The organism is Acetobacter ghanensis (assembly GCF_001499675.1).
In the GTDB taxonomy this organism is placed as follows: Bacteria; Pseudomonadota; Alphaproteobacteria; order Acetobacterales; family Acetobacteraceae; genus Acetobacter; species Acetobacter ghanensis.
The window spans coordinates 20,525-32,992 of record NZ_LN609302.1 but is presented as its reverse complement, the minus strand read 5'-3'; the positions used below and the strand labels follow the sequence as shown (position 1 = coordinate 32,992).

Here is a 12,468-nt window from a genome sequence, read left to right as displayed (position 1 = left end):
GCACAAATCAAGAGGGAGAACACGCAGACGTGTGGTGTCACCTATGGTGCGTGCCGGGTTACTTCCATGTCCATTTGCCAACCACACGGCCGTTGATGCTGATTTCGTCCAGTGTCAGCTCGTAAGTGGAGTAGGCGGCGTTAATGCTCATAATCCGCACTCGCCGTGGTTCCTCCATGCCGGGGATTAGCTCCAGCCGTTTGAGCACAAGGCCAAACCCGTCCCACAGCACATACACGCCGGGGGGGAGGGAATACGGTGGGCGGTATCCACCAGCACCCGGTCGCCGGACTGGTAGTCCGGTTCCATACTGTCCCCCGCTACGCGGACAATGGCCAGCGTGTCTGGGGTTTCGGAAAACGCCGCAACGTAGCCGCGCGGAAGGGTCCAGTGTTCCACAGGGCGTAGCCCGTCCTGCGGGGAGCACAGGACCGGCACACAGCCCGGCCCGGCGGATGTAATAACATCGTATTCCGGTATGGCAATGCGGTTGGAGCCAGCGGGGGGCAGGTCCTCCGCACAGGGTTGTGGCGGAGGCGGCGCTGGTCGGGGTGTTACTCTGGCGACGAGGCCGGACTCGCCCGCCGTAACGCCCGCAAGGCTCCACACCTCGTTGGCCGTAATGGGCGGTTCGCCCCGGCCACTCAGCAGCGGCACCATGGTTTTGACCATGGGCAGGGGTAGCACATCCTTTTTGTAGCTGGTTTCGTACATGCGGTAGGAGGAGAACTTCTCCCCGTACCCCAGTTCGCGCGCAAATTCACGAACCGTGTATCCGGCGCGCTCGCGCAGGGTTTTAAGCCTGTCTGTGACCCGATTCTGGTTCATGTCTGCATTGTGAGCAAAAGTGTCGTGCATGTCAGTGCGTAAAAACCGCTTGCAGTTTGTATTTTTAATACGCACATTATGTGCATGAACAACGCACATACCAGTCTGCCAGACGGGGCGCAAGGGCCGCACAGCCCACCCCCGGCCCCCCTGACCCCGCCACAGAGCGATTTGCGGGGGCTACCATTTATGCCGCTTGATACCTGCCGCCTGTTGGATAGCGACCTGTTCGCCCTCAGCACGGGGGATGGGTTTAAGTGCGCCGTCGCCCTGTGGTGCAAGGCGTGGCAGCAGGTGCCCGCAGGGAGCCTGCCGCATAATGACCGGGTTTTAGCGCATCTGTCCGGTGCGGGTGGGCGGTGGCCTGCGCTGCGGGCTGTTGCCCTGCATGGCTGGGTGGTCTGCTCGGACGGGCGGCTTTACCATCCGGTTATTGCGGAAAAAGCCAATCAGGCATGGAAGGCCCGTCTGGCCCAGCGCGCCCGCGCCGCCCGCCGCTGGGGGCGGGAGCCGGAGGCCATATGCCACGGCAATGCCGACGCACATGCAAGGGAGAGGGAGAGTGAAAGGGAGACTCCCTCACGCCGTTCGGGGCAGGAGAATACAGGCGGTTTAACGCAAGGGCTGGCACTACGGGGCAAAACCCGTGGGCGGGCAGGCCGGGCAGCGGGGCGTGCGCCGCACCCGTTGGAGGAGCAGGCGGAGCGGCTTGGCCTGCGTGCAATGGGGCAAAAGGAGGAGGGATGACCGTGCTGCACTGCAAGGCCAGCCCGCTGCCCCATATGAGCCCAGCACTGGTTGGTGTGCTGGATGGCTTTCGGCCCGGTGGGTTTGCGCCCCCCATCTGCGTGCTGGAGGAGGCTCGCACTGTGCTGCCCGCATTGGCGCGCGCGCTGGCCCCATTACCAGAGCGGGAACTCACCCATGTAGTGGAGGAGTTTGCGGAAATGCTGAACGCAGGTGTTGCCAACCCGCTGCCCGGTGTGGCGCTGCAACTGCGCTGTGTGGCGCTGGTTACGGCCTGTGCCACGGTGCCCGCGCTGGCATGGACCAGTGTGGCCGTGCGGCAGGCTCTGGTGACGTTTACGTTTTTTCCATCTGCGGCGCAGCTTGTGGCTTTGCTGGAGGGGCGATGTGGTGCGGCACGCGCGCTTTATGGCCGCCTGAACCTGCTGGTGGCGGAGGCCGACCGGCGTGCTGCGCAAGAGCGCGCGCAACAGGAGCGCTGGGCGCAATGGGAGCAGCGCCACGGCGCCCACCCTGTGTACAACCCTGTGGATAATGTGGATTATATGAAAAACATCTCCTGAATCCACTCAGAATCACAAAATTTTGAACAGGTTTTGGCCTGCTGTCCCCAATGGCGTGGAGGCAGGTCCACGCAAGGATTTTATAGAAATGAGCACACCCTACACGCAGGTTTCCAAAAAGCGGGCGGTAGACCCTTCGGTTGGTCTTTTGTCCGCGCAGGGGGATTATGGACCAACAGCGGAGCGGATGGAAAAATCCGTTTTTGCACAAGATCCTCTTGTGCCGGGGCGTCCGTTACGGGTGTTAACAACAGTGCAGGCGTTGCTGAATGCGCGGGACATTACGCAGGATGCCGCCAATGCAGCAGAACGTTGGTATAGGGACTGGGTGTTTGCCTATGTGGGGCATATTGAATACCCGGCCAACCACAAACCCAGCACCCTGACGCGGCATGATGATGTTTCGTGGCAGATGACGCGCGCCCATGCTGCGGGCCGTCTGGCCGATGTGCGCCATGCACTGGGAGCCTGCGCGGAGGTGCGGCTTAAGCTGATGCTGGTGGATGAGCTGTCATTCATGCAGATCGGGCGGATTATTTTCCCGCATCTGTCCGATGCGCGTGCGCGGCTTAAGGTTTCTGCCCAGTGCGCGATGTTGCTGGAGCAACTGGAGGGGTTTTATGCCACTTTGCGGCGCAAGGTGCGTGACCGCAAACCCCAGTCACCCCAGATGGAAAAGACAGTGAGGGTTTGAAAAAGATAACGGTATAAAAGAGGGTATAACAAAAAAATAAGAGAATGCGTTTTTTCCCCTTGCCATGTGCGCGCAGCCTGAGTATGTAAATACCTACATTGGAATTCCTGCGCCAGAGCAGCAAGCCGCCCCCTCATCGGGCGGCTTTTTTTATGGGCTGGGCGCAGCGCGGTGCACAAACCGCATTCTCCGGTTTTTGGAAAATTCATGACCCAGTCAATTTGTTATGCCGATGTTGTGCGCCTGAGCCGCACGGATGCGGTGTGCGTTGGTGTTCATGCAGGGCAGGCGTTGCTCTGCTTTATGGTGCCACCAGCGGAAAATACACGGCATAGGGCCGATGTCTCTCTATCTTGGTGCGAAAGCGCGCAGGCTAACCTGCCGCCAGATGTGCGTGTGCGCTGCGTTGTGCAGGCCCGGCAGGTGCGTGCCCCGGTTGTGGGGCAACTGCCCCCGTCCACCATGCAGCGTATTCACGCCACGATTATGCGGGAGCGTACCAGCCAGACGGCGGAAGGGGGCTGGCCGCGCAGGTCCACCCTACACAGCAAGAGTGCTCCCCATGCCTGCCTGCAAAAAAACATCCGCTCCCAGCACGCCAGAACCCGATCTGTCCATTACGCCTGAACAGTGGGAGCGCATCTTCAGTCTGGCGGAGGAGGGGCAGACGCTGCGGCAGATCAGCACGCAGGCGGGGATGCCAGCATGGGAGCAAATGCGCCACAGCCTGCGCACCAATCAGGCTTTGGCTACCCGTTATGCCCGCGCACGTGTGCTGGCGGCGGAGGCGTTTGAGGACCGGCTTTTGCAGGAGGTGCAGAGCATTAGCGGGGATGATACCGCCGCCATGCGCCTGCGGATAGAAACCCTTAAATGGATTATGTCCAAACGTGCACCCTCCCGTTACGGCGAAAAAGCGGCGGCCGAGGCCACGGTGGAGCCTGCCGCACAGGCCGATGGCAGGCCACGCACCATCCGGCGGGTAATTGTGGACCCGGTGGGAAAAGGAAAATGAGAAGACCAAGCCTTAAAATTCCTACAGCACGGGTGTTTGCACCTCTGCTGTCCCCCTGCCGGTATAAGGGGGCCTATGGGGGGCGTGGGTCTGGTAAATCGCATTTTTTTGGTGAATGCGTGGTGGAGGAGCATTTAAGGCTGGCAGGCCACAGAACGGTGTGTCTGCGCGAGGTGCAGAAGTCCACGCAGTTGTCCTCCCGCCAGTTGATTCTTGATAAGATCAGGCAGTTTAACCTGCAACGTTATTTTGATGTGCAGGATAGGGCCATTAAAACCCCCGGTGACGGGCTGATTATTTTTCAGGGAATGCAGAACCATACGTCGGAAAGTCTGAAGTCGCTGGAAGGGTTTGACCGGGCATGGGTGGAGGAGGCGCAGTCCATCTCTGCCCAGAGCTGGCGGTTGCTGCGGCCAACGCTACGCAAGGCGGGGGCGGAAATATGGGCATCGTGGAACCCACATTCCCCGCAGGATGCGGTGGATGCGTTTTTTCGTGGGGCGGGGTCGGACCGTGCGGACCTTGTGGCGGTGCGTGCCAACTGGTCGGATAACCCCTGGTTTGAGCAGGGGACTTTGCCAACAGAACGGTTGGAGGACCTGCGCAGCCGCCCCGATGAATACGGCCATGTGTGGGAGGGGGACTACCAGACCTTTACCAACGCCCAGATCTTTAAAGGCCGGGTTGTTGTGGAGGACTTTGCTACGCCGGAGGATACCCGGTTTTATTATGGTGTGGACTGGGGTTTTGCGCGCGACCCGCTGGCGGCCCTGCGTTGCCACATTACCAGCAACACGTTGTATGTGGATGACGAGGCCGGGGGCGTTGGCGTGGAGCTGGACGCCATACCCGCCCTGCTGGACCAGATACCGCAGGCCCGGCAATGGCCGTGGAAGGCAGATGGTGCACGGCCGGAGACCATAAGCTTTTTGTCCCGCTCCTATGGTTTTCGCATTAGTGCAGCCAAAAAATGGCCCGGTAGTGTGGAAGACGGCATAGCGCGGCTTAAGGCATTTGACCGTATTGTGGTGCATCCGCGCTGTAGGCGAGTGGCAGAGGAATTTCGTTTATATTCCTATAGGGTTGATAAAGATACGGGGGATGTCCTGCCCATTGTGGAGGACGCGCACAACCACTGGATGGACGCCCTGCGGTACGCGCTGGATGGCGTTATCCATAACCGGCGCACCATGCCCCGCTTTAATGCCGGAACAGTCCGGCACATTCTTCATTCCAGCAAAGGCGGAAACAACGGATGACAGACTGGCTGGCCCGCCTGCGCGGGTGTTTGGGCGCACCACCCCAGACCGGGGCAGGTTCTACACGCACGGAGCCGGTGCTCAACGGCCCGGTGGCAAAGCCGCGTTCTAGGCGTTTGGGCCTTGGCGCGGCATTGGGCTGGGGGCGTTCTGCACAGCTTCCACCAACCATGCAGGACCGGGCGGCCCTTTTGTTCCAGCCGTACCAGCCGCCACGGGGCGTGCGCGGGGCCGGCGCGCTGGCTATGGATGCGGGGCTAGGGGCCTATGCCGCCGGGGCGTATGGCATGGATTCCAGCTTTGTGGAGCAGGGGCTCGCCTTTAAGGGCTACCCCACCCTTGCGGCCATGATGCTCCGCGCCGAGTTTAGAAAACCCGTGGAAATTATTGCGCGTGAGGCCACGCGCGCGTGGATCCGCTTTCGCTGTAATGGCGTGCAGGCGGATGCGGCCCAGACGGCGGCCCGCCTGCGTGCGGTGGAGGTGGAGTTTCTGCGCCTGCATGTGCGCGATGTGGTGCGCCGCCAGATTGTGCATGGGCTTGGCTTTGGCGTGGGGCACATATGGGTTGGCCTGCGTGGCGTGCCGCTGACCGATACAGGGCAGGCCGTGCCCTTGTTGGCCACACCGCATGGCATGGCGCGTGGCCAGCTTGAACGGCTGGTGAACATAGACCCCATATGGACCACGCCCAACAGCTATAATGCGGAAAACCCGCTCCGGGCGGACTATTACCGCCCGGCGGACTGGTGGGTGCAGGGCGTGCTTGTGAACAGCACCCGCCTGCTGAGTGTGGTGCCGTTTGAGGTGCCGGACATTCTTAAACCCGCCTTCAACTTTGGTGGTCTGGCCCTGCCCCAGATGTTGGAAACCTACGTGCACAACTTTTTGCGCACGCGGCAGTCCGTGTCGGACATGGTGAGCAATTACGCCACCAAGATTTTAAAAACCGACATGAGCGGCACCATGCAGTCCGATGGCGGCCTGCATTATGCGGATATTGATGCAGACAGCGTAACCGCCCGCGTGGCGGCCATGAACGCGTGGCAGAGCAACAACGGCACCTTTGTGCTGGACCGCGAGAGCGAGGATTTTGACATAAAGTCAGCCCCGCTCACGGGTCTTGCGGAGCTTCAGGCCCAGTCGCAGGAGTTTATGGCCGGTATTCCGGGTATTCCGCTGGTCAAGCTGTTTGGCATTCAGCCGCAGGGGCTTAATGCGTCCTCCCAAGGTGAGATCAGGGTTTTTTATGATGAGATCGCCGCTTTTCAGGAGGCGCACGTGGCCCCTGTGCTGCGTAAGCTGTTCCAGCTTGTGCAGCTTAACCTGTGGGGGGCCATAGACCCCGATCTGGACTTTGAGTTCGTGCCTTTGTGGCAGATGTCCGAACAGGAGGCGGCGGCGGTGGAAAAAACCAAAACCGACATGGACACGGCCAACATCCGCTCGGGCAAAATTACCCCGCACGAGGCCCGCACGCGGGAGGCGGCGGATGCCCACAGCCTGTACCGCACGGCGGGGCTTGCCCGGCCCATGCAGGCCAGCAGCACACCACCGCCCGTCAACGCGCCTTCGGCAAAAAGAGCAGAACAGCATGAATAAAATACTCGCGCATGACCGTATGGGTTCCGTGCGTATGACGGATGAGGACGGACGCCTGTATGTGGCCGCAACGCCCATAAGCAAGGCCACCGTCAACACCTATTACGGGCGGGAAATACCGGGGGCGGATGCGTTGGGCCTTGTGCCCGACCGGCTTTACCGCCTGCTGCGTGACCCGGCAGAACTGGCGCGCGCCGCCCCCACCTTTAATGCCCTGCCGGTGCTGGCCGAACATGCGCATGTGACCGCGCAGGCCCCACGGGCGGAGCTGGTGGTGGGCACCACAGGCACGGACGCCACCTTTGCCAGCCCGTACCTGACCAATTCCCTGGCGATCTGGAATGCCGGGGCCATTCACAACATCCGCTCGGGTGCGCAGCGCGAACTTTCCTGCGCGTATCGCTACACCCCAGTCATGGAGGCAGGCGAGTTTGAGGGCCAGCCCTATGACGGACGCATGACCAACATTCGCGGCAACCATGTAGCGCTCGTGCCTAGCGGGCGCGCCGGGCCGGATGTGCTGGTGGCGGATGCCAAACCAAAGGACATTTCAATGGTTGAAGAACACGCAGCCCCCACGGCTGGGCAGATTTTTGCCCGCCTTGGCACGGCTTTTGCCTCTGGCGCACTGGCCATGACCGCCAGCATGGCGGAGCTGGAGGCATGGCTTAAACGCAATGGCGCAATGCAGGCCCCGGCTACGCCAGCCCCCAAGGCCGCAAGTGGGCACGCCACGCAGGACAGGCCCACGGAGCCGGGGGCAGGCAGTAACGCCACACCCTCTGCGGAAGGCGCATCCGCCTCCACGCAGCCCCCCGCCACAGCGCAGGACAGTGCCGTGCAAAGCGCCGTGGCAGCCGCCCTTGCGGCGGAACGCCTGCGCAACCAGCACGCGCAGGAGGCCCGGAGCCTTGTGCGCCCCTTGGTGGGGGACGTGCTGGGGATGGACAGCGCGACCGACATTTTGCGCTACGCGCTGGCCGAACAGGGCGTGCAGACCGATGGCGTAAACGAACCGGGACTTAAGGCGCTGGTGCTGTCCTGCCTTGGTTCTGCGGCCTCTTCCGCCGTGGCAGGTGGGCCTGTTGGCGCGGCCGATCATGCGGCCCCTGTTGCAACCCGCTTTGGCGTCCACGCGCCGCGCAAACTCTAAAACAAGGAGGCAGATGCAATGCCTTTTCCCAATACAGTGCATTATGGCTGGCCTGCCGGGTTCCCCGGTGCATGGGCTGGGCAGAACCCCCAGCGCATGGTTGTGCCGGGGGCTAACGGGTTCCGCGCCGGGGCAGGGGGTGTCACCATTGCTGCCTTTGCTTGGGTGCAGGCCGATGGCGCAACTGTGCTGAACAAGCCTGACGCCACAACCCCCACGGCAGCGCCCACCGGGTTTGTGGTGCGCAGCCAGCAGGGGCTGGGTACGCGCTACCTTCAGGAAAACACCATGACCATTGCGCAGGGTTTTATGGTGGTGCTGGCCAGTGGGGGGGATGTGTTTGCCCTTGCAACCACGGCCTCCGTAACCGGGCAGGCGGTTTATGCCTCCCTGAGCGATGGCACTCTCCAGTGCGCTGCCGCAGGCGCCGCCCCCACCGGCACGGTGGACACGGGCTGGACCGTGGCGCAGGGGGCCGCTGCGGGCCTGCCCTTTATTATGACCGGGCCGCTGGCAGTTGCGCGCAGCACGGCTTCCTCCACGTCCGGCACAGGGAACTAACGGGTTATGAACACATTTTTCCGGCATGACGCACCAACCCTTGCGCGGGACTGGGGTATTCATTTAAGCGGTGTCAGCCGATATTTTTCCGAAATGGCGCAGGATGCAGCCCTGCCAGCCAACGCGGCTGTTACCGGGCCTAACAGCGGTATTCCCGCCCTGTTTACCACCTACACAGACCCGGTGGTTATTCGCGCACTGGTTACGCCCACCCGCTCGGAAGCCATTTATGGCACGGCGCGTAAAGGGGATTGGACAACCGATACAGCCCAGTTTCCGGTTGTGGAACTGTCCGGCTATGCCTCGGCTTATGATGATTACAGCCCGGCTGGCACATCGGATTCCAACGCTAACTGGGTGCAGCGCCAGTCCTTTTATTACCAGACGTGGACCCGCTGGGGCGAGCGTGAGGTAGAGCGCATGGGGGCTGCCAAGATTGACTGGGTGAACCAGAAGAACCTTGCCTCCGCCTCCGTGCTGAACAGGAACCAGAACCAGATCAACCTGTTTGGCATTGCCGGGCTGGAACTGTACGGCGCGCTGAACGACCCCAACCTGCCTGCTGCCATTGCGCCCACGCCCAAATTTGCGGCATCAGGTACGGCAGCGGCTGGCAACACATGGGCGGATACAACCGACCCCGTGCAGGTTTATGCCGATATTCTCAAGGCTTTTGGGGTTTTGTCCGCCCAGATGGGGGGCAACCTTACGCTGGAGGCGCCGCTTACGCTGGTCATTCCGACCGAGCGGCAGCAGTGCCTGCTGTACACAAACCAGTATCAGGTTGCCCTGAGTGACCTGTTGAAGAAAAACCTGCCAAACCTGAAAATTGAGACCCTGCCCGAAGCCGGGGTTACTCTGGGTGGCGGGCAGGCAACAACCACGCTTATGCAGTTGTTTGTAAGCGAGGTGGAGGGCCAGCAGTCCGTAACCACCGCGTTTACCGAAAAACTGCGCACCCATGCGGTGGAGCGGTATTCCTCCAGCTTCCGTCAGAAAAAATCGCAGGGCACATGGGGGACCATCTGGTTTTACCCGCAGGCCTGCGTCACCATGGCAGGGATTTAACACCAATGGCAGCACCTCACACCACCCGGACCGCTAGCACGGTTACGGTTATTTGCCGGATGCCCGCAGGGCTTGTGCTGGACCTGTATGATGCGGGCGAACTGGCGGCCCGCGCCGGTGCTTCCACCCCGGTTATGGCGCCCCCCAAACCCACCGCCAGCGTGCGGCTGAACGGGGCCAAGGCAGACCCGCGCTACCATGCGCGGGATAATGTTCTGCTTGGCATGGGTGGCCGCACGGAGGTGGATGCCAGCTTTTGGCAGGCATGGACTGCGCAGAACCCTCATTTTCTGCCACTTGTTAACGGGCTGATTTTTGCCCAGCCCCGTGCGCAGGACGCCAGTGCTGAACTGGCGGAGCGTGGCCAGCACCGCAGTGGGCTGGAAGGGCTGGAACCCAAAAGCCTGCCCGGTGTCACGCCCTTTGCCAAGGATGTGGCCTGATGTCGGGCACGACCACGGCGGGGCCGGGCGTTGTGGCGTTCGACTACGCTGCGTGGTCGGCGCGCTTTGCCACGCTTGCCGCCAATGTGGGCGCGGCGCAGGCGCAGGCCTGTTTTGAGGAGGCAACCCTCTACCTGCCCAATACGCCCACCAGCCCGGTGCGGGATGTGGGCAGGCGTGCCCTGCTGCTGGGCCTTCTGGTGGCGCATATTGCCACACTGGCCCTGCCGGAGGAGCAGGGTGGGGCCGGTGGACTGGTTGGCCGTGTGGCGTCCGCCAGCCGGGGGAGTGTGTCGGTCACAACCGACTTTGGCCGCCAGCCAGAGCGTGCAACGTGGTTTGCGCAAACGCAGTATGGGGCGGCCTTCTGGGCGGCCACGCGTGGGCTGCGGCAGGCGCGCTATGTGCCCGGTGGTCCGCAGATGCCGCGCATATGGCCATAATTTTTCCATAACGGGGAGCATTCCACCATGCGTCTTTTTGCGCTGGCTGGCCGCCTGTCTGCTGCGGTTAACCCCAGTGTTGCGGCAACGCTTCTGGCCAGCACGGGCAGCGTTACCAACCCCGATGGCACGCAAACGCCAACCTACACCACACTGCCCCTGCGCGTGGAGGTACAGGCACTGGCGGGGGAGGACCTGCAACAGGTGCAGTCCATTACCCAGCAGGCGGACAGGCGCGTGGTGTACGTGCCTGCCGCTGCCCGCGCCCTTAACAGACCTTTGCAATGTGGGGGCGATATTTTGCAGTTTTACGGATCTGACTGGCTGATCACCCAGTCCTTGGAAGAATGGGGGGAGGGTGCATGGTCGAAGGTTCTGGTAACGCGGCAGAGCAGTCCGGCTGTGTAGCCACGCCCGATGATGGGCAGATTTATGGCGCGGTGCGGAACTGGCTGCTGAGTGTTCTGCCTGCGGGTGTGCAGGTTGTGCAGGGCCAGCAGAACCGCGTGGCCCCACCCCCGGCCCCTTTTATCACCATGACAGTAACAGAGCGCACGCGCTTGGCCACCAATGGCTGGTCCTACACCGCGACCACGCGGGAGGTGAGCGAACCGGCAAGGCTGACCATGCAGCTTGACCTGTTTGGCCCAGCAGCCGGGGCGTACGCGCAAACGCTAACCGCCCTGTGGCAAGACCCGCAGGCCGCCCTGTTTTTTGCGGGGCTGCCGTTCCAGCTTGCCCCGCTGGATGTGGGGCCACCCGGCCAGTCCGGCTTTAGGGATGGTGAACACCAGTACGAAGAAAACTGGACCGTGGCGCTGCACATGCAGGTCACGTTCTGCCTGAGCATGGCTCAGGATTTTGCAATAACCCTTTCGGTCAACGCCCTTTCGGCGGATGTGACCGACCCGCCAGAGGAGTAACGCTGTGGCTGGCATTCCCATTTCCACCCTTGTTAAGGTCACGCCCGGTGTTCTTGCCGCCGGAGGCGGCCTGAACGCCCTGACCGCGCTTGTGCTCAGCACCAATGTAACCGCCGTGCCTGCCGGTACGGTCAGGAGTTTTACCACCGCGGCCGATGTTGGCAGCGTCTTTGGTATGGAGTCCGTAGAATACCAGATGGCCTCTGTGTATTTTGCAGGCTATACCAATGCGGTTATGACGCCCGCCCGCCTGCTGTTTGGTGGGTACACGGCACCTGCTGCCAATAGCAGCGTTGCGGAGCAGATGACCGCGCTGCGGGTTGCCAATGGCGGGTGGAACGCCCTTGCAACCGCGTTTGAACCCGCTCTGGCGGACAAGCAGGCGCTGGCCCAGTGGGTGGCGTTGCAGAGCAACACGCTGTGGTGCGTGCTGTGGGACACGGACGTACAGGCCACAACCCAGAACAGCGAGAGCGCGTTTGGCGTATGGCTTAAAAACCAGAACCTGAGCGGTGTGAGCGCTGTGTATAACGACCCGCTAACCGCCGCCCTGTGCCTTGGGTGGATGGCGTCCCTCTCCTTTGGGACAACGGGCGGGCGGCAGACGCTGGCCATGGTGCAGGATGCATCGGGCCTTGTAACCCCGCCAGTGGTGGATGGCACCACGGCCCAGACACTGCTGGATAATGGCTACAATTTTTACGGCGCATACGCCAACGCGGCCAGCACCTTCCAGTTCATGCGGCCCGGCTGTGTGTCCGGTCCGTTTTTGTGGGCGGATAGTTACGTCAACCAGATCTGGCTGAATGCCAACCTGACATCGGACCTGATTACCCTGCTGCTCAATACCGGGCAGATTCCGTATAATACGGAGGGCGATACGCTGGTGGCCGCCAGTGTGCAGGGCACCATTACACAGGCGCTGGGCTTTGGGGCCATCCAGCCCGGTGTTGCGCTGAGTACCACGCAAAAACAGCAGATCAACAACGCATCTGGCGTGGCGACCGCGGCTGATAGCGTTGCCACGCGGGGGTGGTACTTCCTGCCCTGTGTGTCTACCGCTGCGGCGTCCTACCGTGTGGCGCGCACCACTCCCCCCGCACGCCTGTGGTACGCGGATGGGCAGAGCGTGCAGGCCATTACCCTGAACAGTGTTGAGGTGCAGTAACC

16 protein-coding genes are annotated in these 12,468 nt (G+C 61.9%); 15 read left to right on the top strand and 1 reads right to left on the bottom strand.

The features are described 5' to 3' along the window. Window positions 1-186: 186 nt before the first annotated feature. Complete coding sequence (locus AGA_RS00185; RefSeq protein ID WP_231945848.1) at window positions 187-828, bottom strand: S24 family peptidase; 642 nt, start codon at window positions 826-828, stop codon at window positions 187-189. Between the two features lie 84 nt (window positions 829-912). On the opposite strand from AGA_RS00185, the gene AGA_RS13890 reads away from it, so the two are divergent. The 15 genes from AGA_RS13890 (at window position 913) to AGA_RS00110 (ending at window position 12,466) form a co-directional block, all read left to right on the top strand. Further along, window positions 913-1,575, top strand: coding sequence for a DUF1376 domain-containing protein (locus tag AGA_RS13890; RefSeq protein ID WP_083503647.1), 663 nt, complete (start codon window positions 913-915; stop codon window positions 1,573-1,575). Continuing rightward, a complete protein-coding gene (locus AGA_RS00175) occupies window positions 1,572-2,138 on the top strand; it encodes a hypothetical protein (protein WP_059022500.1) in 567 nt (188 codons plus the stop codon). The genes AGA_RS13890 and AGA_RS00175 overlap by 4 nt, the downstream gene beginning before the upstream one ends. 88 nt (window positions 2,139-2,226) lie before the next feature. Continuing rightward, a complete protein-coding gene (locus tag AGA_RS00170) occupies window positions 2,227-2,832 on the top strand; it encodes a hypothetical protein (protein WP_157065253.1) in 606 nt (201 codons plus the stop codon). A 207-nt stretch (window positions 2,833-3,039) separates the two neighbouring features. Continuing rightward, window positions 3,040-3,459: a hypothetical protein gene (locus AGA_RS00165; RefSeq protein WP_059022499.1), complete on the top strand. Its 420-nt coding sequence runs from the start codon at window positions 3,040-3,042 to the stop codon at window positions 3,457-3,459. Beyond that, window positions 3,395-3,847, top strand: a complete 453-nt coding sequence (locus AGA_RS00160; protein WP_059022498.1) for a terminase small subunit-like protein — start codon at window positions 3,395-3,397, stop codon at window positions 3,845-3,847. The genes AGA_RS00165 and AGA_RS00160 overlap by 65 nt, the downstream gene beginning before the upstream one ends. Next, window positions 3,844-5,106, top strand: a complete 1,263-nt coding sequence (locus AGA_RS00155; protein WP_059022497.1) for a PBSX family phage terminase large subunit — start codon at window positions 3,844-3,846, stop codon at window positions 5,104-5,106. Before AGA_RS00160 ends, AGA_RS00155 begins: the two co-directional genes overlap by 4 nt. Next, window positions 5,103-6,707 (top strand): phage portal protein, encoded by a 1,605-nt coding sequence (locus AGA_RS00150; protein ID WP_059022496.1) that lies wholly within the window; start codon window positions 5,103-5,105, stop codon window positions 6,705-6,707. The genes AGA_RS00155 and AGA_RS00150 overlap by 4 nt, the downstream gene beginning before the upstream one ends. Further along, window positions 6,700-7,860 carry a DUF2213 domain-containing protein gene (locus AGA_RS00145; protein WP_059022495.1) on the top strand — a complete coding sequence of 387 codons (1,161 nt, stop codon included), beginning with the start codon at window positions 6,700-6,702 and terminating at the stop codon, window positions 7,858-7,860. Before AGA_RS00150 ends, AGA_RS00145 begins: the two co-directional genes overlap by 8 nt. 18 nt (window positions 7,861-7,878) lie before the next feature. Then, window positions 7,879-8,421, top strand: a complete 543-nt coding sequence (locus AGA_RS00140) for a structural cement protein Gp24 (protein ID WP_059022494.1) — start codon at window positions 7,879-7,881, stop codon at window positions 8,419-8,421. Between the two features lie 6 nt (window positions 8,422-8,427). Then, on the top strand, window positions 8,428-9,489 hold the full coding sequence (locus AGA_RS00135; RefSeq protein WP_059022493.1) for a hypothetical protein: 1,062 nt from the start codon (window positions 8,428-8,430) through the stop codon (window positions 9,487-9,489). Between the two features lie 5 nt (window positions 9,490-9,494). Beyond that, on the top strand, window positions 9,495-9,932 hold the full coding sequence (locus tag AGA_RS00130) for a hypothetical protein (protein ID WP_059022492.1): 438 nt from the start codon (window positions 9,495-9,497) through the stop codon (window positions 9,930-9,932). Further along, window positions 9,932-10,375 carry a DUF4054 domain-containing protein gene (locus tag AGA_RS00125; protein WP_059022491.1) on the top strand — a complete coding sequence of 148 codons (444 nt, stop codon included), beginning with the start codon at window positions 9,932-9,934 and terminating at the stop codon, window positions 10,373-10,375. The genes AGA_RS00130 and AGA_RS00125 overlap by 1 nt, the downstream gene beginning before the upstream one ends. 27 nt (window positions 10,376-10,402) lie before the next feature. Further along, on the top strand, window positions 10,403-10,783 hold the full coding sequence (locus AGA_RS00120) for a hypothetical protein (protein WP_059022490.1): 381 nt from the start codon (window positions 10,403-10,405) through the stop codon (window positions 10,781-10,783). Then, window positions 10,738-11,298 carry a phage neck terminator protein gene (locus AGA_RS00115; RefSeq protein WP_059022489.1) on the top strand — a complete coding sequence of 187 codons (561 nt, stop codon included), beginning with the start codon at window positions 10,738-10,740 and terminating at the stop codon, window positions 11,296-11,298. Before AGA_RS00120 ends, AGA_RS00115 begins: the two co-directional genes overlap by 46 nt. Before the next feature lie 4 nt (window positions 11,299-11,302). After that, window positions 11,303-12,466, top strand: a complete 1,164-nt coding sequence (locus AGA_RS00110) for a DUF3383 family protein (protein WP_059022488.1) — start codon at window positions 11,303-11,305, stop codon at window positions 12,464-12,466. Window positions 12,467-12,468 lie beyond the last annotated feature (2 nt).